Below are 20894 nucleotides of genomic sequence, written 5' to 3'. Positions count from 1 at the left end.
CCTTATTACACTTAATTATGAAAATAGCTATAATAGCTGTGCTGCAGCTGTTTGTCTTTACTGTATTTGCGCAATCAAATACATATTCGTCTAAAATAGTAGACCAAGATAACCAACCTATACCTTTTGCTACGGTAAAAGAAATAGGCAAAGAAAATTACACAACCACAACCATAGATGGCGACTTTACACTACAAACAAGTACTGTAAATTTTACAATAGAGATTTCATCTATTGGGTACACATCAAAAAAAGTAACTATTACTAATGGTAATTTTCCTGCGAGTATTACTTTAATGACATCTGACGAACAATTAAATGAAATTGTGGTAACCGCTTTGGGCATAGAAAGAGAAAAACAATCTTTGGTTTCTGCAGTAACCAGAGTGTCATCAGATAAACTAACAGAAGTTACATTAACCAATGTGGTTAATAGTTTAGCAGGCCAAGTTGCCGGTGTACAAATTACAAATGGTTCTTCTGGCGTAGGTTCTTCATCTAGAATTGTTATACGTGGAGAAAATTCGTTAAGCGGAAGCAATCAGCCATTATTTGTGGTAGACGGTGTGCCAATTAGTAATGAGCAAATTACGAGCGACTTAGTAAACAACGGTGCTTTGCAAGAAGTAGATTTTGGTAACGGTGGTTCTGAAATTTCTCCAGATGATATTGCATCTATCTCTATATTAAAAGGAGCTGGTTCTGCAGCACTTTATGGGGCAAGAGCTGCAAATGGCGTTGTGGTTATAACTACAAAACGTGGTAAAAATAAAAAAGGGTTTGGTGTTACAACAAGCAATTCACTTACGGTAGAAACGTTATTAACGTTACCAGATTACCAAAATGTGTACGGTGGTGGTTCTAACGGTCAATACTCTTTCCAGAACGGGAAAGGCGCAGGTATTAATGATGGTGGCTTAAGTAGCTACGGACCAAGATTAGATCAAGGTTTATTGGTAAATCAGTTTAATAGTCCTTCTGTAGATATTAACGGAAACCCGGTGCGTGCTGGCGATGTTATTGCGCGTACAAATGCAGATGGTAGTTTTACACCTATAACTGCTACTCCTTGGGTGTCTAACCCTAATAATGTGCGTAATTTTTTTGAAACTGGTGTTACTAAGCAAAACAACATCGCCATTAATTCATCAGGTGAAAACGGTAGCAGTAGATTGTCTTACAGTAATTTAAGAAACGAGGGCATTGTGCCAAACACAGATTTAGATCGTGATGGTATTTCGCTTAGTTTACATCAAAAATTAACAGAACAATTAAATGTAAACGCTTTTGTAAATTATATAAATACACGTAGTGGTAACAGGCCAAACCTTGGTTATGGTTATGAGAATCCGTTGTATGGTTTTAACTGGACAGGCAGACAGGCAGATGTTGCTGCTTTAAAAAATTACTGGCAAGCTGGTCAAGATGGTGTACAGCATTATGATATTAATTACTTATGGCTTACAAACCCATATTTAACAGTGTATGAAAACACCAACAGTTTTAATAAAAATAGAGTTTTAGGTAACGTTTCTGCTGTTTATGATATTACAGATAAATTAAATGTTGTGGTGCGTGCAGGTATAGATACGTATGCAGATAAGCGCGAGTTTAGAAGAGCGGTTAGTACAAATGCAAATCCGCAAGGTTCTTTTAGGGAAGATAATATTGGCTATAGAGAACTAAATACAGATGTCTTGCTGTCTTATAAAGATGCTGTAAATGACGATTTAAAATACACTGTTTCTGTAGGTGCAAACCGTTTTGACCAAGAAATAGAGTACAGCTACGCTGAAGCTTCACAACTAGCTTTGCCAGGCATTTATACTTTAGCAAATTCTAGAACTCCGCTTTTAGGAGATAGTAGACTTTTTGAAAAACGAATTAACAGTGTTTATGGTACAGGTAATTTGTCTTATAAAGATGCGTTGTATTTAGATCTAACCTACCGTAACGACTGGAGTAGTACTTTGCCAACAAATAACAATTCATTTGGGTATTATTCTGCCGGATTAAGTTTTGTGGCTAGTAGCCTTTTTCAATTACCAGAGCCAATATCTTACTTAAATTTTAGATTTAGTGCGGCAAGTGTTGGTAATGATACCAATCCGTATCAAAACACGCAAAACTTTTTATTTAATCAGAATTACGGATCTAATTTTAGAGTAACTAACGAGACGGTTCTAAAAAATGCAAATCTTAAACCAGAACGTCTTAATGCGTTTGAAGCAGGTGTAGAAGCCTGGTTTTTTAATGGTAGGTTACAATTAGATGCTGCAGCGTACCAAAATACAAGTGTAGATCAAATTATATCTAGACCAATATCCGAATCTAGTGGTTTTGGTAGTTTTAACGTAAATGGTGGTAAAGTACAAACCACAGGTTTAGAGCTTTTACTTAGTGGTACAGTAATTAAAAATGCCGATTTTCAATGGCAGAGTTCGGTAAACTTTTCTACGTTTAGGAGTAAGGTTAAGGAGTTGCCAGAAGGTGTAGACCAGTTTGTAACTGGCACGGCAAATATATTTTCTGGCGGTGGCGGATCTAATTCTGTTTTTTACATTGCAAAAAAAGATGGTCGTGTTGGTGATATGTACGGTACAGGTTTTGTTGAGGTAGATGGGCAAATTTTGCACGACTCTAATGGGTTTCCTGTTCAAGATCCTAACCTGCGTTTACTAGGCAATTACAATCCAGATTTTACAATGGGTTTTAACAACAAGTTTTCATACAAAGGATTAGATTTAACCTTTTTGTTCGATTGGCGTAAAGGCGGAACAATTGTTTCTAGAACAAAGGCTTTGGGTAGTACATCTGGAGTTTTAAAAGAGACATTAGAGGGTAGAGAATCTGGTATTATTGGTGCTGGTGTTGTAAATACAGGTACAGCAGATAATCCGCAATACACGCCAAATACAACAGTTGTTGCTGCACAGGCATATAATAATGCATTTTTTGATCGTGGTAACGAGGCTAGTGCGCTTTACAGTGCTTCTTATGTAAAGCTAAGGCAGGTAAGTGTGTACTATAATTTTCCTGCTAAAATTGTAGATGCCATAGGTTTTAATAAAATAAAAATAGGTTTGGTAGGTAGCAATTTGTTGTTGTTTACAGAGAATCCGCATTTTGACCCAGAGCTAAATGCACTACAGGAGCAAAGCATAACTTATGGTGTAGAAGATTTTTCATACCCATCTACCAGAAGCTTTGGAGTGAGTTTAAAAACCGAATTTTAAGAAGTAAAAAAGATGAAAAAATACATACAGCTATTTGTAGCAACAACCGTGGCAAGCATTATTTTTACTGCTTGTACTAACGATTTTGAAGAAAAAAACACAAACCCTAATGCGCCAGAAAGTGTAGATCCACAGTTTTTATTAACTAATGTGGTTTCTGTGTCATCAGACCTTAGCGCATATCAACAAGGGTTTAGGCAGGCCAATTATTTGGCGCAATTTGCTGCTAGTATAGAGTTTGAGCGTATAGACCGTTATGAAATGGGCTCTAACAGTGAGTACTGGAGCGCTATTTTTAGGTTACTTTCAGATATTAAATCGATGAAAGCTTCGCCAGCGGCAAACGATGCTTACGTAGCAGTAGGTGATATTATGCAGAGTTACCTGTTTTCTCAGTTAACAGATCTTTGGAATGATGTGCCTTATACAGAAGCAGTTGCAGCTTTAGACGGTAATTTTGCTCCTAAATATGATACTCAAGAAAGTATTTATACAGACCCAGAAACTGGACTATTAGCTGTGCTTAGCAAAGCAGTTACTACACTAGAAAATACAAACAACGTAATTCAGGGTGATATTATGTTTCAGGGAGATTTAAATAAGTGGGTGCGTTTTGCAAACTCGCTACAAGTGCGTTACTTGTTACGTATTAGTAAAAGAACTACAGACTTTACTGCGCTGCAAAGTTTGGCAGATTCTGGTAAGTTAATGCAGTCTAATGCAGACAATGCTGTAGTACCTTACTTGGCATCGGCACCTAACCAGTTTCCTATGTTTAACGCAGCTTTAGGTTTGTATCAAGAGCATACAATGACAAAAACGGTAGAAACTGTTTTAACTGCTTGGGATGACCCTCGTGTTGCAGTGCTTTACAAACCAACCGAAGCAAGTAAAAACTCTGCCACACCAGAATATAACGGATTGCAAAACGGACAGTCTAGTAGCACCATAAATGCTAATGGTATAGACTTAAACAACATATCTTTATTTGGTAGTATATTTAGAGATGTAGCAGATGGTATAGATGCGCAATATATGCAGTATTCAGAAGTACAATTTGCACTTGCAGAAGCTGTTACCAGAGGGTATATTACAGGAGATGCAAATACGTATTACCAAAATGCTGTTACAGCTAGTTTTGAGTATTACAATACACCAATCCCTGATGATTATTTTACTAGGCCAGCAATTTCTTTAGATGGCTCTGCAAATGATTTAGAAAAAATATTAACTCAAAAGTGGTTAAGTTTAATTAATGTAGGCCACGAGGCTTGGTTTAATGTGCGTAGAACTGGAATACCTAACTTGGTTCCTGGTCCAGATAATTTTAATAACAATAAATATCCCGTTCGGTATTTGTATCCAGAGTCAGAACAGGCAACTAATAGTGCAAACTATAAAGAAGCAGTAGACCGTATTGGAGGAGATAATATAAACAGCAAAGGCTGGTGGGAAAAATAGAATGATGAATATGAAACAAAAAATTAAACTAATTGGTATTTTATTAGTGTTTGTAGTATTTTTGGCTTGTAAGGAGCAAGTTAAAGATGTTAAAACAGAAGTAAAACAAGAACCAAAAAAAGAAGCTACTGAAAAGGCAAAGCCAAACGGAATTGTAAACGGAGTAAAACAAGTTTGGATAGATGCAGACTTAGCTGTTGGCAAAAAAAACATAGGAAAACCTGGCTATTCTGATGTAGATGATGGCTATGCAGTTTTACAATTGTTACAAGCCGATAATGTGAAAATTAACGGACTTAGTACTGTTTTTGGTAATAATAGTGTTGACAATGCTTTTGCTATTGGTAACTATATAAGTAAGGAATTTGCAGCGCAAAAAATTGAGGTTTATAAAGGGGCTGCTACCCCAATTAATTTAGATAGCGTGGTAACTAATGATGCTGTAGAGGCAATGGCTGCTGCATTAAAAAAGCAACCACTTACCATTTTAGCAATAGGACCCGCAACTAATGTTGGTTTATTGTTATTAAAGTACCCAGAGTTGCAGTCTCAAATTGTTGAGGTTGTTTTAGTTGCTGGCCGCAGAACTTCTAAAGACTATTTTAAAATAGGGAACAAAGGTGTTTTGGCTAAAGATTTAAATTTTGATTTAGATAATACGGCTTTTCGTGTATTATTAGAGCACAAAGTATCCTTGGTTTTTTGTCCGTATGAAATATCTAGTAAGGTTTGGATAAAACAAGAAGATCTAGAGGCACTAAAAAATACTACTCCAGGTATGAAATGGTTGGCAACAGCATCACAACCTTGGATAGAACAGTGGAAAAATCAAGGAGCAGACGGTTTTAATCCGTTTGATGTTATGGCGAGTCATTACATTATTGCTCCGCAAGACATAATATCAGAGCCTTTACAAGCGCGTTTAGAGATTAATTTAGACGATACTGTAAAAGATAACAATAATGAGGTTTATAAATCTTATTTATTGTGTACAGAAGAGAACGGAGCACCAGTAACTTATTGTTATGATGTAGTACCGGGATATCATCAAAAATTAATGGAAACATTTAAAAAATAGTGTCGTGATTAAATTAAATAACAACATAGAAGACTTAACCACTTATTTAAAAAGTAAAGGCTGGTTAGGTGATAATGAGTCTATTGCTACAGTAGAAAAGCCAGGTGAAGGTAATATGAACTTTACACTCCGTATTACAACAGAAACCAGATCGTTTATTGTAAAACAGAGTCGTGAGTACGTAGAGAAATACCCGCAAGTAGCAGCACCAGCAGAACGTGTGCTTACAGAAGCTAAGTTTTATGAAGTTACTGAAACTGTGCCTAGTTTAAAAGCTATGATGCCAACTTTGGTTGGTTTAGATAAAGAAAACAATGTAATGGTGATGAACGACCTAGGTAATGGGTCCGATTTTACATATTTGTATCAATTAGGAAAAAAAATTTTAGAGGAAGATCTTTTTTCTGTGGTAGATTTTGCAGCTACATTGCACACTAGCATAACTACAGATAAGCAAGACAGTAGAATTTCAAATACTAAAATGAGAGCGCTTAATCATGAGCATATTTTTAATTACCCTTATGCGGTTGATAACGGCATTAATTTAGATGATATATTACCTGGTTTACAAAAGGAAGCGAACCGTTTAAAGGCAGATAATGTACTAATAGCTGAGGTAAAAAAACTAGGAGATTTGTATTTAGAGGATGGTGATATTCTATTACATGGCGATTATTTTCCGGGTAGTTGGCTGGCAACCGTTGGTGGCTTAAAAATTATAGATCCTGAGTTTTGTTTTTTTGGTAAGGCTGAGTTTGAAATTGGTGTTATGCTAGCGCATTTAAAAATGGCAAATCAATCTGCTAATATTATTGAAAAAGCTATAGATAGATACAAATCTTTGGCAGAATTAGACACCAGTTTGTGTTACAAGTTTATGGGAATAGAATTGATACGTAGAATTATTGGTTTAGCGCAATTGCCATTAGAAATTAGTTTAGAAAAAAGAGTAAGCTTATTAAACGAGGCACGAGAATTAATAGTGAATTAAGGCTGTTTTATTTTTCTTGCTCAAAATTACATAAACCAACTATTTAGTTGGTTTATTTTTTTTATAAAATCATCAAACAAGAAAAAATGTCTATAACTGTTGGTTTTTTTGGGTTGATTGAACTAATGTAAAAGAAATAAGACTGTAAATATTCTGGAACAAACCAATCAGTTTAAAAAAAGAAGTACTTTGTAATAGCATTTTATAGTAAATTTGAAGAAAAATAGGCAAAATGAACGCTAAAATTACTACATCAAAATCTATTGGTCTTGTGCTTTCTGGAGGAGGTGTGCGTGGTATGGCGCACATTGGGTTAATAAAGGCAATGAACGAGTTTGGTATACAGGCCAAAGCGGTGTCTGGGAGTAGTGTTGGGGCTTTAGTTGGTGCGTTGTATGCCAATGGCAATTCTATAGACGATATGCTTAAGTTTTTTAAAGAAACCCCTCTTTTTAATTACCACTACTTAACTATTGCTAAGGCTGGTTTTTTAGATACAGAAAAGTATGTGGCTTTGTTTGCAAAGTATTTTCCAGAGAATGCTTTTTCGGCCTTAAAAAAAGAATTACATATTGTAGCTACAAACCTTCAAGATGGTAATGAAGAGTTTTTTTCTGATGGAGAGTTAATTAGACCAATGTTAGCTTCTGCTGCTTTACCTCCTGTTTTTTCGCCCATAGAAATTAATGGTAATTTATATGCAGATGGTGGTATAATGAATAATTTTCCGTTAGAACCATTGCTAAATACGTGCGATTATATTGTTGGGAGCAATGTATCTATTGTAGCAAGGTTAGATAAAAAAGATCTAAAAAATTCCTTGCAACTTACAGGTAGAGTAACCGGTTTAATGATTTATGCTTCTGCAAAGAAAAAACTTAGTGCTTGTAATATGTTATTAGAGTCTAAAGAAGTAGATAAAATAGGTTTGCTAGACCGTAAAGGCATAGAAAAAGCATTTGCTATTGGTTATGATGCAGCCTGTAGAGCTTTAGAGGCACAATTAAAGGAATAAAAAAAGTCGTTCTATAGAGAACGACTTGGTATTTTTTTAGAAGCTGTTTTTAAACATCATCAAAATCTACTTTTAATGTAGGTGTTGTTGCGTGCGCTTGGCACGTTAAAATTAATCCGTCTTCAATTTCGCCATCAGTTAAAATCTGATTTTTAACCATTTCTGCTTTGCCTTCTGTTACACGAGCAATACAACTACTGCAAACACCACCTTGGCAAGAGTATGGTGCATCTATATTTTCTTTTAAAACAGCATCTAATACAATAGTACTTTTATCCATCTCAAACGTAAAATCTTCATCATCTACAGTAACTGTAACAGCTGTTTTTCCACCCTCTTTTACAGGCATTTCATCTTTAATTTCTGTAGTTGTAAAAAGCTCAAAATGTATTTTGTCTTCACTAACTTCATTCTCTTTTAAAGTGTCAGAAACCGTATTAATCATAGCCTCTGGACCGCAAAGATAAAAATCGTCAAAGGCAATATCTTTGTGCTTGTTTTTGGTAATGTAGTTTACTGTAGATCTTTCTATCCTTCCAAAAATAGAGTTTTCATCTTGTTCTTGGCTATAAATAAAGTATACAAAAAACCTATTGTTGTATTCTAGCTGAAGCTTGGCTAAATCTGTATGAAACATTGTTTCTTCAAAAGATTTGTTACCGTATGCTAAAACAAATTTGTTTTCTGGGTTGCTGTCTAAAACAGATCTTGCAATGCTAATAATAGGTGTAATACCACTACCAGCCGCAAAAGCAGCAACATTTTTAACGGCATCTGTAGGTTTAAAAACAAATCTACCTTCTGGAGCCATAACATCTAAAACATCACCTTCTTTAAGTTTAGAATGTGCAAAGTCAGAGAAACCGCCATTATCTACTTTTTTAACACCAATGGTAATACAATCTTTTTTAGGAGAAGAGCTAATAGAATACGCTCTACGCAATTCTTTACCTTTAATTTCTTTTTTAATAGTGATGTATTGACCAGATATAAACTTAAAAGTCTGAATTAAGTCTTTAGGAATAGCAAAAGTAATTGCTACAGAACTAGGTGTTAAAGCCTTTATATGTTGTACCGTTAACGGATGAAAATGATTCATAAAAAAATATTTTCTACAAAAATACACATTGCCCTTTTGATAAAAAACCTAGTTCACTAAAATTTAATACATAGAATTCTTATGCATAAGAAAATTATGTATATATTCGTAATAGTAATTTTAGTGCTAAATATTGCTATATAAATGGGTGATGTTTGTTTTAAGAGCAAAATAAGAGAATAGAAAAAATGGGAAATTCTAAATTATACAAGGGTAGTTTAAATACTATTATTTTAAAGTTGCTTGAAGAAAAAGGCAAGATGTATGGGTATGAGATTACGCAAAAAGTAAAAGAGTTAACCAAAGGAGAACTTAAAATTACTGAAGGTGCTTTATACCCTGCTTTACATAAACTAGAAGCAGAAGGACTATTAGATGTTGAGGTTGCAAAAGTAGATAACCGCTTGCGTAAATATTATAAATTAACAGAAGCCGGAGAAAAAGAAACAATAAACAGATTAGCAGAGCTAGAAGAGTTTATACGTAGTATGCAAAATTTAGTAAACCCTAAATGGAGTATAGAGTAGCGATATGGAATTAACCAAAGAAAACATAAAATTTATAGATACCTATCTTAAAAATTCTGATATTATGTTTACAGATGTCAGAACAGAAATGGTAGACCATGTTGCTACAGCGGTATTAGAAAAAATGGAAGAAGAAAACCTTACGTTTTATGACGCTTTTAAGGCGTATATGGTAATACATAAAAAAGAGTTATTACAATATAATAAGCAGTTTAAAAAAACTACAGATAAAATAGTACTTAAATCGCTTTTTAAAAAGTTTATAGCGCCATTAAATATCTGTGTTATGGTAGCCAGCTTTTTCCTTTTAATACAGTTTTTTCCTCTAGGAGAAAAGAAGTTTCTAAAATTTGTACCATTTGGTTTTTTAATAATTGCTATACTAATATATTACATTGTAGCGCTTAAAAAGCGCAAGCAACGTTTCTCTGGCATAGAGAGGGCTGGACTTATACTCACTTTAAGTTTTCAGTTATATAACGCTTTTCAAAATCCTTTTTTTAATGAAAATTCTGTAATTACAAACGATTACTATTTTACCTTAGTTTTTGTTTTATTGCTGGGGCTATCTACTGCTTTTATTGCGGTAATTCTAGAGCTTTATAAAAAATATACCAATCATTATACTATTACTTAATATGAAACTTGCAGCAAAGGAAATACAGCATATAGATGAGATTCTAACAGAGCGCGGATTAGACTACATTGATTTAAAATATGAAATTTTGGACCATATGGCTAATGGTATTGAAGTGTTAATGGTAAATGAAGATCTTTCATTTGAAGAAGCTTCTTCTAAAGAGCTAAAAAATTGGGAACAGGAGTTTAAGCCTTATTCTCATTTTCTTTTTGGTTATGCACAAGTTGGTCCAAAAATAGTGATAAAAAGATGTGTAAACTTGATAAAGCAAATGTATTTAAAGTCAATTATTGGAGGGATGCTAATTGCATTTGGTTTGCTTTGTTTTTTTAAATTAATACCAACCGGATTAAATGCTGATGGTGTTAATTTTATTGCTGGTTTTGTGTATACCGTGTCTACTTTGGTGGCACTATATTTTTTATATTTAGCTACAAAATTTCAAACAAAAAGTACCTGTCAGTATTTTTTAAAAGTAAACGGAAGAACACACTGGATTGCATTATTTCTTTTTAATCCTTTTTGGGAGTGGTCTGTTAAATTTGATGTCGTTAATAGTAGCTTTCTCGATCTCTTTTGGCCAAGTACAATAATTATTATGAATTTCTTTATGATTAAAACTTTTTTTGATCACAAGAAAACTACTAATTATCAAATTGTTTAAAAATGAAATTAAGTAAAGAACAAATAGAATTTATAGATGATTATCTTATTAAAAATAAGGTGAAATATTGGGATGTTCGTATGGAGCTTATAGACCATATTAGTAATGAGGTAGAAGCTCTAATGAAAGTAGGATCTAGTTTTACCAATGCAATGCAAGCAGTTCACATTAAATTTGGTAATGACTTAACTATAAAAAGGCTTAACAAGGAAAATACCGGTTGGGATACTTTTCCTAGTTTGTATGCAGATTCGTCTGGGTATAAGAAGTTAATTGAAGAAAAAAAACAAGGGTTAACTAAGGGCTTTGCGAAACTTCAACGAAAAGCGTTAAAGCTGTTTTTTACTAGAGTCAAGTCACTAATGCTATACGCTTGCGTGCTTATTACATTTTTATATACCAAAGAGTTTTTTAGTGCTAAGGCTATGCATAAAACTGTGTTGTTGTTATTAATGGTTATGTCATTAACCCCGTGTTTAATTGCATTATTTAATCTTAAAAATACGCTGAAGTCATTAACTATTAATATTTCTTTATTATCTAGTATTTCTGGTGTAAGTTTTATAAATGCTTTGTTATTAGGTCCTAAAATATTTTTAGATGAAGGTGAGCAATTGTCATTTACTTATATTTTTATAGTTTTTGCATTGTTGTTTCCTTTTTTCTACACAGCTATTCAATTGTTTGTTAATCAACTTAAAAAATACAATTCAATTCATAAAAAACTCGCATGAAACTAACTAAAGAACAGATAGAGAAGTTGTATGCATTTACTCGCAAGCATTATGTAGTGCATTATGATTTGCAAACAGAACTGGTAGACCATTTAAGTAATGGTATAGAAGAGCAATGGCAACAAAACCCAAAGTTATCTTTTGACGATGCTTTGCAAGTTGAATTTAAAAAATTTGGTGTTTTTGGCTTTATGGATGTTGTAGAAAAACGCCAAAAAGCCATGAACAAACGTTACAGAAAAATACTTTTTAGGTTTGTTAAAGAGTGGTTTCAGTTGCCAAAGCTGTTAACCACTATTGCAATTTTTATAATGTTTTTTTTAGTGCTTCATTTAAAGCAAGCATCATATGTATTAATGGGGTCAATATTAATTTTGATAGCGGTAGATCTTTACCATCAATTTAAAAGAAGAAAAAAAGAGAAAACACAAAAGCAGAAAAAAGAAAAGGTGTTTATGTTAGAAGCTATGATTGGGGATACCAGAAATGGTTTTTCTGTGTTAACATTTACCAATGTTTTTAATATTGTAAATGCTATGCGCTTTAACTTTAGTGAGTTGCATAGTTATTGGTTAGCACTTATTGCCATTGCTGCTACATTACTATGTTTAACTTTCTACATTACGGCTTATGTAATGCCTAGCAAAGCACAAGAATTGTTAGAAGAAACGTACCCTGAATACAATTTAATTTAAAATAGTGTAACAAATTAGCATTTGTTGCCACTAACAAAATATAATTAATCAACCATAAATTATGTTAAAACACTTTTTAAGCCTTCAATGGAAGTCCTTTTTTAGGTCAGCCTCTTTTAAAACCAACTTGGCACTTAAAATATTTATGGGCTTTTTTGCACTTTATTTTATAGTTGCATTTCTATTTATGGGCGTTGGCTCTTATTATCTTATTGAAAAAGCAGAAATAGGGGATCCTTTAGAGGTGGTAAATAAATACATAATATACCTTTTTGTATTAGATTTACTAATAAGGTATATGATACAGAAAATGCCTGTTACCAACATTAAGCCTTTATTGTATTTACCTTTAAAAAAAGCACAAGTTGTAAATTACTCTTTAGGTAAAACAATTGCTTCTTTTTTTAATTGGGGTTATGCATTTTTCTTTTTGCCATTTTCTATTGTATTGCTAATAGAGGGCTATAATCCGCTTGGCGTTGTAGCTTGGCACTTTGGTATTTTTGCACTTATTTATTGTAGTAACTTTATTAATATTTTAGTTAATAATAAAGACAGTGTTTTTTACCCTGTAATAGCTGCTTTTATTGCTCTAGGAGCTTGTCAATACTTTGGTATTTTTGATATTACAAATTACACAGCAACATTTTTTAACGGGCTATATAGTGCGCCTTGGATGGCTATTTTACCTTGGTTAGCCTTAATAGGTTTATACTTTGCAGCATTTAGCTATTTTAAAAAGAATATGTATTTAGATGCCGGCTTAAAAGGCAAACAAACCGTTGCTAAAACTGAAGACTTATCTTTCTTAAACAGATTTGGAAATACGGGAACATTTTTAAAGAATGATATTAAGTTAATAAAAAGAAATAAACGACCTAAAACAGCTGGTTTAATGAGCTTTTTGTTCTTGTTTTACGGACTATTATTTGGTTCTGGTGCAGTAGAAGTTTATGACGGACCAGTTTGGCAAATATTCGGTGGAATATTTGTTTCAGGCGGATTTTTATTCACATTTGGACAGTTTGTGCCAAGTTGGGATAGTGCGTACTATCAGTTAATGATGAGTCAGAATATAAAGTACAGAGACTACATAACCTCTAAATGGTATTTAATAGTAATTGCTACAGTAATTAGTGCTGTATTGGCATCATTTTACTTGTTTTTTGGTGTTAATGCATACTTAGCGGTATTGGTAGGTGCTATTTACAATATTGGTGTAAACTCGCACTTAGTGCTCTTAGGCGGTGCTTTTATAAAAATGCCAATAGACTTAACGTCTAATAAAAAAGCATTTGGAGACAAGCAGGCTTTTAATATGAAAACAATGTTATTGTCGCTTCCTAAATTAATATTGCCAATGGTAATTTTTGCTGCCGGATATTACTTTGTAAATGCAACAACAGGTTACATACTTGTTGCAGCAGCAGGTGTTTTAGGAATGGCATTTAGGAATATAGTTTTTGATAAGATTGAGAAAATCTACAAAAAAGAGAAGTACAAAACTATACACGCATACAAACAAAAAGCATAAATAAGTAGCTCTGTTAAGAGTATAACCATAAAAAATAAAAAACCATGATAAAAGCACAGAACCTAACAAAAACATACGGCACAGCTACGGTTTTAAATATAGAAAATTTAGAAATTCCTAAAGGACAATGTTTTGGTCTTGTAGGTAATAACGGAGCAGGTAAAACAACATTTTTTAGTTTGTTGTTAGACCTTATTCAGCCTTCTACAGGGCAAATAATAAATAACAATGTACAAGTAAATACTAGTGAAGATTGGAAACCTTTTACTTCTGCATTTATAGATGAATCTTTTTTAATTGGCTACCTAACACCAGAAGAATATTTTTATTTTATTGGTGAGTTACGCGGACAAAATAAAGCAGATGTAGATAAACTAGTAAACAGTTTTGAAGACTTTTTCCATGGAGAAATACTAAATCAAAAAAAATATTTAAGAGATTTATCTAAAGGAAACCAGAAAAAAGCAGGTATTGTAGCCTCTTTTATTGGTAGTCCAGAGTTGGTAATTTTAGATGAACCTTTTGCAAATTTAGACCCAACAACACAAATAAGACTAAAAGGTATAATTAAAAATTTAGCTGCAAACCAAAATACAACGGTGCTGGTTTCTAGTCATGATCTAAGTCACGTTACAGAAGTTTGTGAGCGTATAGTTGTGTTAGATAAAGGTGAGCTTATAAAAGATATTAAAACATCTGCAGCTACATTAAAAGAATTAGAGGCTTTCTTTTCTGGAGCAGAGGCGCCAGATGCTGCAGTTGCTGTTTTTGAAGACGAAGAATAAATAGTTGCCGTAATTAAAAGGCGGCTTCATAAAAATAAAAGACCCATAAATTTGTATAAAAATTGATGGGTCTTTTTGGTTCACTAGCTTATCAAACCAAATAAATAAAAATAAATAGTAAATTTATGCACCCTAAACATAATAATACCGCGGTTTTTCTGTTTTGTTTAGGTAAGAATAGATACAATTTTGAAGCTTCAAACTAAAATTATAGGAACAGTAGCACTAGCAGCATTAGTCTTTAATGCCTGTTCTACTAAAAAGAACGCCTTTGTTAACAGAGAGTGGCACGCATTAAATACTAAATTTAATGTACTCTACAACGGTAATATTGCTTTTGAAAAAGGCAGAGAAGAATTAAATGCCAACTACAAAGATAATTATTGGGATTTATTACCAATAGAGCGTTTAGAAGTTACAGATGAAGTAAAATTAGATTCAGAAAATAACAACCCAAACTTTATTATTGCAGAGGAAAAAGCGACTAAAGCCATACAAAAACACAGTATGGTTATTAAAGATAGGGAGCGTAACCCGCAAACAGACGAGGCTTTTTTACTTTTAGGAAAAGCACGTTATTTTGATCAGCGTTTTATTCCTGCTCAAGAGGCTTTTAACTATGTGCTTAAAAATTACATACAGAGTGATAAGTTTAACGAGGCGCGTATTTGGAGAGAAAAAACCAATGTGCGTTTAGAGAATGAAGAACTTGCCATTAAAAACTTAAAAAAACTTTTTAAGTACGACGATTTGTCGGACCAGGAATACGCAGATGCAAGAGCGGTAATGGCACAAGCATATATTAATTTAAATGCTCCAGATACTGCAATTCAGCAATTAAAAAGAGCGTCAGTCTACACAAAAAAACAAGAAGAAAAAGGAAGGTATTATTTTATAATTGGGCAGTTGTACAATCAGCTTAACAAAAAAGATAGTGCCAATTATGCCTTTGATAAAATTATAGATTTAAACAGAAAATCTCCTCGTGTTTATTTTATTAATGCACACCTGCAAAAAATAATGAACACAACTGTTACTGCAGACAACAAAGAAGAAATGTTTGAGTATTTAACAGACTTAGAAGAAAATAGAGAAAACAGGCCGTTTTTAGATAAAATATACAGACAAAAAGCACAGTTTTTTTTAAATCAAGAACAAGATAGTTTGGCCTTAGTTTATTTTGATAAGTCTCTACGTGCTACCACAAACGATAATAAATTAAACGCACTTAATTATGAGAATTTAGGTGAGTATTATTTTGATAAAAACAAGTACAAGCAAGCAGGTGCCTATTTTGATAGTACACTTACAAATTTGGTAGAAACAAGTAAAAAACACCGTTTAATAAAAAAGAAATTAGACAATTTAGAAGATGTTGTAAAGTATGAAGATATTGTACAATATACAGATAGCGTTGTAACGCTTTACAATTTACCAAAAGAAAAGCAAGTGGCTTATTTTGAAAAATTTATTGAAGAAAAGAAAGCAAAAGAAGAAGCTGCAGCCAAAAAAGAAAAAGAGCGTCAAAACGCAGGTATAGCAGCTTTTGCTAATACCAAAGCAGGAAAGCAAAATAAAGGTAAATTCTATTTTTATAACATTACAAGTCTAGGTTACGGTAAAACCGATTTTAAAACTGCTTGGGGAACTCGTAAGTTAGAGGACAACTGGCGTTGGTCTAATAAAAATGTAGTGTTACAAACAAGTGATACAGATAGTGGTATTGCTGGTGCAGCAACTAATACTATTACCGAAGAGGGGCAAGAGTATAAGGTAAGTTATTATATGGATAAGTTGCCAACAAATATTGCTGTAATAGATAGTTTAAAAAAAGAGCGCAATTTTGCCAATTATCAATTAGGGTTAATTTATAAAGAAAAATTTAAAGAAAACCTTTTGGCAGCCGGCAAATTAGAATCGGTTTTAAAGTCTAACCCAGAGGAGCGTTTAATATTACCATCTAAGTATAATTTATATAAGATATATGAAGAGTCTGGTAGTAATTTAGCAGCAGCAATGAAACAAGATATTATTGCAAACCACCAAGGTTCTAGGTACGCAGAGGTGTTGTTAAACCCTCAGGCAATTTTAGAAGGTGGTGCAGATACGCCAAACGCCAGATATACAAAGTTGTATAAAATGTTTCAAAATCAGCAATATTTAGAGGTTATTACTGGTGCAGAAGAAAATATTAACAGATATACAGGAGACGAAATTGCGCCAAAGTTTGAGATGTTAAAGGCAATGGCAACCGGAAGAATAGAAGGTTTTGAAGCTTTTAAAGAAGCCTTAAATTATGTAGCGTTAAATTACCCAAACAACCCAGAGGGTAAAAGAGCTCAGGAAATGATTAAATATCAGATTCCACAATTAGAGAAATCAGATTTTGTAGATCAGTCAACTAATGCAAAAGGTACTTGGAAAGTGGTTTTCCCTTTTAGTAGAAACAATGATACAGCGGCAAATGAGTTGTATAAACTACTAAATAAATCTGTGGAAGATTTAAAATATAAAAATAAAGTATCTAAAGATATATACAATTTAGAGCAGCAATTTGTGGTGGTACACGGGTTTGCATCAGAAGAATTTGCTTTAGGATATGCAGAATTATTAAAAAATAATAAAGATTACAAGGTTGGTCATCAGAATTTTGTAATTTTATCCAACAACTACAAAGTTGTGCAAGTACACAAAAAATTAAACGAGTATAAAAAAACACTATTAATCCCAAAACCGTAATAAGAGTATGTTTTCAGACAAGAATAAACCTAGAGATGTTGTAGATATGGGCGGCCAGCCTAACAGAATTGGAAAAAACACCAAAATTAAAGGTGATATAGTTTCAGAAGCCGATTTTAGAATTGACGGTAAGTTAGATGGTAACGTAAAAACATCTGGTAAGGTAGTTATTGGCAAAGATGGCTACATTCACGGAAAGGTAGAGTGTGTAAATGCAGACATAGAAGGCGGTTTTAACGGTGAGTTATTAGTATCTGATTTGTTATCATTAAAATCTTCAGCAGTAATAGAAGGTACAGTTTCTGTTTCTAAGCTTGCTGTAGAGCCAGGTGCTACTTTTAATGCATCATGTGTTATGGGAGGTAAAAATGGAGCCTTATCTGGCGCTAAACAAGCTTCAGCTGGTGGAACTTCCAAAGCTTCCTAATAACAATAAGCCAAACCACTTAAAAAATGCCGCAATACTATCTGGTATTGCTTTTCAAATGGGAGCTATAATATACTTAGCTCATAAAGGAGGTGTGTGGTTGGATGGCTATTATAACATCAAAAACGAAATTTTTACTATAATTGCTACACTTTCTGGTGTAGCAATTTCTATTTTTGCGGTAGTTACACAATTAAAAAAAATTAAATTCTAATGGCAAACCATAAGTTGCTTATCTATTTTTTTATCACAATTCTTATTTCTTTAGCGGTAGCTTTTGGTGTTCATCTGTTGGTGCTAGATGATATGCAAAAACCTTTATTTGATAATAAAATTGTGCTTTCTTATGTTATTAATTTTGTGCTGGTAACTGCTATATTCACAATTATTTACCTGTTAAGAAATCAGTTTAAAACACAATTAGGTATATTTTTTATAGTAGGTAGTGCTATAAAATTTCTTTTCTTTTTTATGCTTTTTTACCCATCTTTTAATGCAGATGACAATATTAACTTAACAGAATTTGCTTCATTTTTTGTCCCGTACAGTATATGTTTGCTGATAGAGACGTTTTTTATTGCTAAAGTGCTCAAAAACTTAGATTAACGTTTTAAAATGATGCGGTTTTTGGTTGGTGTTAAAATAATCAAAAAAAGGTTTTTTTCTTTTTGACAGAAAAGCGTACATTTGCACCGATTTTTAGAGACCGATATTTTTTGAGCAATATGCGAAATACATTTTTTAGTAAAATTATTTTAGTCACGGCACTTGTGTTTAGTTTGGGTTCTTTTGCGAACGACAACAATGAGCCACAAGAAAATGATTCACAAGTAAATAGTAGCGAAGAGATTCAGGCTTACATTAGCCATCACTTAGCAGATTCACACGACTTCACTTTGTATTCGTATACAAACGATGCGGGAGAGCGTAAACATATTGGTTTTCCGTTGCCAGTTATTGTTTGGACAAGTCAAGGTCTTAAGACGTTTATGTCTTCAGAATTTCACCATAATGATGACGGTCATGTTATTGTTGATAAGGATGGTGTTAAGTTAACCAAAATTCACAGTAAAATATATGAGTTAGAAGAAGGTGCTACAGCAGTTTCTTTTGACGAGGAGCACCATGCTACAAATGCACATAAAGTTTGGGATTTTTCAATTACCAAAACAGTTGTGGGTATTTTGTTGGCAGGTTTATTAATGCTTTGGGGCTTTAGCTCATTAGCTAGAGGATATAAAAAGAGCCCAATCCCAACAGGTTTTGGTCGTGTTTTAGAGCCACTAGTATTATATGTAAGAGATGAAATTGCAAGACCAAATATTGGTGAAAAGCACTACCGTAAGTTTATGGGCTTTTTATTAACGGTATTCTTTTTTATCTGGATATTAAACTTGTTAGGTTTAACTCCAATAGGTTTTAATGTTACAGGACAAATAGCGGTAACAGTTTGTTTGGCTTTATTTACATTTTTTATTGTACAATTTAACGGTAATAAAGATTACTGGAAACATATTTTCTGGATGCCTGGTGTTCCAGTTTTAATGAAAATAGCTTTAATTCCAATAGAGGTGTTGGGTATGTTAACAAAGCCATTTTCTTTATTAATTCGTTTATTTGCTAACATTACTGCTGGTCACGCCGTAGTTATGGGCTTAGTAGCTGTAACATTTACAGCAAGAGAAGCTTTAGGTGTTGGTGGTAGTTTAGGTGTATCATTCTTTTTAACGTTATTCATTTCTTTAATAGAAATTTTAGTAGCGTTTTTACAGGCCTTTATTTTTACAATGTTGTCTTCATTGTTTATTGGTATGGCTGTAGAAGAGCATGATCACCATTAATTTTAGTTTGAAATAAGAGTTTGTTTAATTTAATATAAATCAATTACTATGTACAATTTAATTGGAGCAGGATTAATCGTTATCGGAGGTGGTATCGGTTTAGGTCAAATCGGTGGTAAAGCAATGGAAGGTATTGCTCGTCAACCTGAGGCAGCTGGAAAAATCCAAACAGCAATGATTATTATCGGAGCATTATTAGAAGGTTTAGCTTTCGGTGCTTTGATCTTAGGAAAAGCTTAAGGACAAAAACAACAATCGCATTCCTGTAACGGTTGGTTACAGGATGTGTTTGTAATTAAACAAAAAACAAAAAGAATATAATTTATATTTTATAATGGATCAGTTATTAAACGATTTTTCGCCTGGGTTGTTTTTCATGTTACTAATAATTTTATTAGTACTTATCTTCTTAATGGTTAAGTTTGCATGGAAACCAATAATGAACGCTTTAAATGAAAGAGAAGACGGTATTAAAAGCGCTTTAGAAGAGGCAGAAAATGCACGTAAAGAAATGCAAAATTTGCAAGCAGATAACGAAAGGTTATTGCAAGAAGCACGTGCAGAACGTGATGCTATGTTAAAAGAAGCTCGCGAAATAAAAGAAAAAATTGTTGCAGATGCAAAAGAGCAGTCTATTATAGAAGGCGATAAAATAATTGCACAGGCACAAGCTACTATAGAAAGTGAAAAGAACGCAGCAGTAGCAGATATTAAAAACCAAGTAGCTAACTTATCTGTGCAAATAGCAGAGAAAGTTATTAAGGAGCAATTGTCTAACAATGACAAGCAACTTAAATTGGTTGAAGATATGGTAGGCGATATTAAGCTAAACTAATAAGAGAAAATGAACGAGTCTAGAGCAGCTATTAGATACGCAAAAGCCATTTTAAACCAAGCGGTTGAAAGTAAGGCTACAGATGCAGTTGAAAAAGATATGCATTCTGTTGTACAAACAATTTCTGACAGCAAGGAACTTCAAGACGTATTGGCTAGTCCAATAATTAAAGGAGATGTAAAAAAGAATGCTTTGCTAGCTGTTTTTACAGGAAGTCATAGTATTTCAGAAGGACTTATTTCTTTGCTTGTAGATAATAAAAGAGTATCACTTTTAAAAGATGTTGCTCAGCACTATATTGTTTTAAACGAAAAGCTTAAAGGAGAAGAAACAGCGGTAGTAACAACTGCAGTTGCCTTAACTAAAGATTTAGAAGCAAAAGTTTTAGAGCAGTTAACAAAATTAACCGGTAAAAAAGTGTCAATAACAAATGTTATAGATGAAAGCATTATTGGTGGTTTTGTATTAAGAATTGGCGATTTGCAATACAATGCAAGTGTAGCTAATAAATTAAATAGTTTAAAAAGAGAATTTTCAAACAGTCTATAGTCTTTGGTTTACACTACGGACTTTGTAAATATTAATTAAAACAA

General features: G+C 33.1%; 21 protein-coding genes. 20 read left to right on the top strand and 1 reads right to left on the bottom strand.

Going from position 1 to position 20894, the window contains the following annotated elements; translation table 11 throughout:
* The first annotated feature begins 17 nt into the window (after positions 1 to 17).
* From KLA_RS04135 to KLA_RS04115, 5 genes are all read left to right on the top strand, one after another.
* The gene (locus KLA_RS04135) at positions 18 to 3236 is read left to right on the top strand and encodes a SusC/RagA family TonB-linked outer membrane protein (protein ID WP_034644190.1); all 3219 of its coding nucleotides are present in this window, start codon (positions 18 to 20) and stop codon (positions 3234 to 3236) included.
* Positions 3237 to 3248: 12 nt separating this feature from the next.
* Positions 3249 to 4697, top strand: coding sequence for a SusD/RagB family nutrient-binding outer membrane lipoprotein (locus tag KLA_RS04130; RefSeq protein WP_034644188.1), 1449 nt, complete (start codon positions 3249 to 3251; stop codon positions 4695 to 4697).
* Positions 4698 to 4707: 10 nt separating this feature from the next.
* Positions 4708 to 5775 carry a nucleoside hydrolase gene (locus KLA_RS04125; RefSeq protein WP_235183518.1) on the top strand — a complete coding sequence of 356 codons (1068 nt, stop codon included), beginning with the start codon at positions 4708 to 4710 and terminating at the stop codon, positions 5773 to 5775.
* Between the two features lie 4 nt (positions 5776 to 5779).
* Positions 5780 to 6766, top strand: coding sequence for a phosphotransferase (locus tag KLA_RS04120; protein WP_034644186.1), 987 nt, complete (start codon positions 5780 to 5782; stop codon positions 6764 to 6766).
* 232 nt (positions 6767 to 6998) lie between these two features.
* Positions 6999 to 7781 (top strand): patatin-like phospholipase family protein, encoded by a 783-nt coding sequence (locus tag KLA_RS04115; protein ID WP_034644185.1) that lies wholly within the window; start codon positions 6999 to 7001, stop codon positions 7779 to 7781.
* Positions 7782 to 7830: 49 nt separating this feature from the next.
* Here KLA_RS04115 and KLA_RS04110 read toward each other — a convergent pair whose 3' ends face one another.
* The gene (locus tag KLA_RS04110) at positions 7831 to 8880 is read right to left on the bottom strand and encodes a ferredoxin--NADP reductase (RefSeq protein ID WP_013620948.1); all 1050 of its coding nucleotides are present in this window, start codon (positions 8878 to 8880) and stop codon (positions 7831 to 7833) included.
* A gap of 188 nt (positions 8881 to 9068) precedes the next feature.
* On the opposite strand from KLA_RS04110, the gene KLA_RS04105 reads away from it, so the two are divergent.
* From KLA_RS04105 to atpH, 15 genes are all read left to right on the top strand, one after another.
* Complete coding sequence (locus KLA_RS04105; RefSeq protein ID WP_013620949.1) at positions 9069 to 9407, top strand: PadR family transcriptional regulator; 339 nt, start codon at positions 9069 to 9071, stop codon at positions 9405 to 9407.
* Between the two features lie 4 nt (positions 9408 to 9411).
* Complete coding sequence (locus KLA_RS04100) at positions 9412 to 10044, top strand: hypothetical protein (RefSeq protein WP_034644182.1); 633 nt, start codon at positions 9412 to 9414, stop codon at positions 10042 to 10044.
* Between the two features lies 1 nt (position 10045).
* Positions 10046 to 10711: a hypothetical protein gene (locus KLA_RS04095; protein ID WP_034644180.1), complete on the top strand. Its 666-nt coding sequence runs from the start codon at positions 10046 to 10048 to the stop codon at positions 10709 to 10711.
* Positions 10712 to 10713: 2 nt separating this feature from the next.
* Positions 10714 to 11445, top strand: coding sequence for a hypothetical protein (locus KLA_RS04090; RefSeq protein ID WP_034644178.1), 732 nt, complete (start codon positions 10714 to 10716; stop codon positions 11443 to 11445).
* The gene (locus KLA_RS04085; protein WP_034644174.1) at positions 11442 to 12140 is read left to right on the top strand and encodes a hypothetical protein; all 699 of its coding nucleotides are present in this window, start codon (positions 11442 to 11444) and stop codon (positions 12138 to 12140) included. Before KLA_RS04090 ends, KLA_RS04085 begins: the two co-directional genes overlap by 4 nt.
* Positions 12141 to 12201: 61 nt before the next feature.
* A complete protein-coding gene (locus tag KLA_RS04080) occupies positions 12202 to 13674 on the top strand; it encodes a DUF5687 family protein (RefSeq protein WP_034644171.1) in 1473 nt (490 codons plus the stop codon).
* 44 nt (positions 13675 to 13718) lie between these two features.
* The gene (locus KLA_RS04075; RefSeq protein ID WP_013620955.1) at positions 13719 to 14459 is read left to right on the top strand and encodes an ABC transporter ATP-binding protein; all 741 of its coding nucleotides are present in this window, start codon (positions 13719 to 13721) and stop codon (positions 14457 to 14459) included.
* Positions 14460 to 14648: 189 nt separating this feature from the next.
* Positions 14649 to 17198, top strand: coding sequence for a hypothetical protein (locus KLA_RS04070; protein WP_034644167.1), 2550 nt, complete (start codon positions 14649 to 14651; stop codon positions 17196 to 17198).
* Between the two features lie 7 nt (positions 17199 to 17205).
* Positions 17206 to 17625 (top strand): polymer-forming cytoskeletal protein, encoded by a 420-nt coding sequence (locus tag KLA_RS04065; protein WP_013620957.1) that lies wholly within the window; start codon positions 17206 to 17208, stop codon positions 17623 to 17625.
* Positions 17603 to 17839 carry an AtpZ/AtpI family protein gene (locus tag KLA_RS04060; RefSeq protein WP_232228798.1) on the top strand — a complete coding sequence of 79 codons (237 nt, stop codon included), beginning with the start codon at positions 17603 to 17605 and terminating at the stop codon, positions 17837 to 17839. Before KLA_RS04065 ends, KLA_RS04060 begins: the two co-directional genes overlap by 23 nt.
* Entirely contained in the window at positions 17839 to 18231 is a 393-nt protein-coding gene (locus tag KLA_RS04055; RefSeq protein WP_013620959.1) for a DUF6168 family protein, read from the top strand. Before KLA_RS04060 ends, KLA_RS04055 begins: the two co-directional genes overlap by 1 nt.
* Before the next feature lie 119 nt (positions 18232 to 18350).
* A complete protein-coding gene (gene atpB, locus KLA_RS04050) occupies positions 18351 to 19466 on the top strand; it encodes a F0F1 ATP synthase subunit A (protein ID WP_034644164.1) in 1116 nt (371 codons plus the stop codon).
* Between the two features lie 48 nt (positions 19467 to 19514).
* On the top strand, positions 19515 to 19706 hold the full coding sequence (atpE, locus tag KLA_RS04045) for an ATP synthase F0 subunit C (protein WP_013620961.1): 192 nt from the start codon (positions 19515 to 19517) through the stop codon (positions 19704 to 19706).
* 94 nt (positions 19707 to 19800) lie between these two features.
* Complete coding sequence (locus tag KLA_RS04040) at positions 19801 to 20301, top strand: F0F1 ATP synthase subunit B (RefSeq protein ID WP_013620962.1); 501 nt, start codon at positions 19801 to 19803, stop codon at positions 20299 to 20301.
* A 9-nt stretch (positions 20302 to 20310) separates the two neighbouring features.
* A complete protein-coding gene (gene atpH / locus KLA_RS04035) occupies positions 20311 to 20850 on the top strand; it encodes an ATP synthase F1 subunit delta (protein ID WP_013620963.1) in 540 nt (179 codons plus the stop codon).
* Positions 20851 to 20894: the final 44 nt, after the last annotated feature.

The organism is Cellulophaga geojensis KL-A, from assembly GCF_000568425.1.
In the GTDB taxonomy this organism is placed as follows: Bacteria; Bacteroidota; Bacteroidia; order Flavobacteriales; family Flavobacteriaceae; genus Cellulophaga; species Cellulophaga lytica.
The sequence above is the reverse complement of the archived record's forward strand: the minus strand, read 5'-3'. Positions and strand labels throughout refer to the sequence as shown.

Coding starts and splice junctions, on each gene's coding strand:
- KLA_RS04135 (WP_034644190.1), top strand. CDS start 18: ATGAAAATAGCTATAATAGCTGTGCTGCAGCTGTTTGTCTTTACTGTA.
- KLA_RS04130 (WP_034644188.1), top strand. CDS start 3,249: ATGAAAAAATACATACAGCTATTTGTAGCAACAACCGTGGCAAGCATT.
- KLA_RS04125 (WP_235183518.1), top strand. CDS start 4,708: ATGAAACAAAAAATTAAACTAATTGGTATTTTATTAGTGTTTGTAGTA.
- KLA_RS04115 (WP_034644185.1), top strand. CDS start 6,999: ATGAACGCTAAAATTACTACATCAAAATCTATTGGTCTTGTGCTTTCT.
- KLA_RS04110 (WP_013620948.1), bottom strand. CDS start 8,880: ATGAATCATTTTCATCCGTTAACGGTACAACATATAAAGGCTTTAACA.
- KLA_RS04105 (WP_013620949.1), top strand. CDS start 9,069: ATGGGAAATTCTAAATTATACAAGGGTAGTTTAAATACTATTATTTTA.
- KLA_RS04100 (WP_034644182.1), top strand. CDS start 9,412: ATGGAATTAACCAAAGAAAACATAAAATTTATAGATACCTATCTTAAA.
- KLA_RS04095 (WP_034644180.1), top strand. CDS start 10,046: ATGAAACTTGCAGCAAAGGAAATACAGCATATAGATGAGATTCTAACA.
- KLA_RS04090 (WP_034644178.1), top strand. CDS start 10,714: ATGAAATTAAGTAAAGAACAAATAGAATTTATAGATGATTATCTTATT.
- KLA_RS04085 (WP_034644174.1), top strand. CDS start 11,442: ATGAAACTAACTAAAGAACAGATAGAGAAGTTGTATGCATTTACTCGC.
- KLA_RS04080 (WP_034644171.1), top strand. CDS start 12,202: ATGTTAAAACACTTTTTAAGCCTTCAATGGAAGTCCTTTTTTAGGTCA.
- KLA_RS04075 (WP_013620955.1), top strand. CDS start 13,719: ATGATAAAAGCACAGAACCTAACAAAAACATACGGCACAGCTACGGTT.
- KLA_RS04065 (WP_013620957.1), top strand. CDS start 17,206: ATGTTTTCAGACAAGAATAAACCTAGAGATGTTGTAGATATGGGCGGC.
- KLA_RS04055 (WP_013620959.1), top strand. CDS start 17,839: ATGGCAAACCATAAGTTGCTTATCTATTTTTTTATCACAATTCTTATT.
- atpB (WP_034644164.1), top strand. CDS start 18,351: ATGCGAAATACATTTTTTAGTAAAATTATTTTAGTCACGGCACTTGTG.
- atpE (WP_013620961.1), top strand. CDS start 19,515: ATGTACAATTTAATTGGAGCAGGATTAATCGTTATCGGAGGTGGTATC.
- KLA_RS04040 (WP_013620962.1), top strand. CDS start 19,801: ATGGATCAGTTATTAAACGATTTTTCGCCTGGGTTGTTTTTCATGTTA.
- atpH (WP_013620963.1), top strand. CDS start 20,311: ATGAACGAGTCTAGAGCAGCTATTAGATACGCAAAAGCCATTTTAAAC.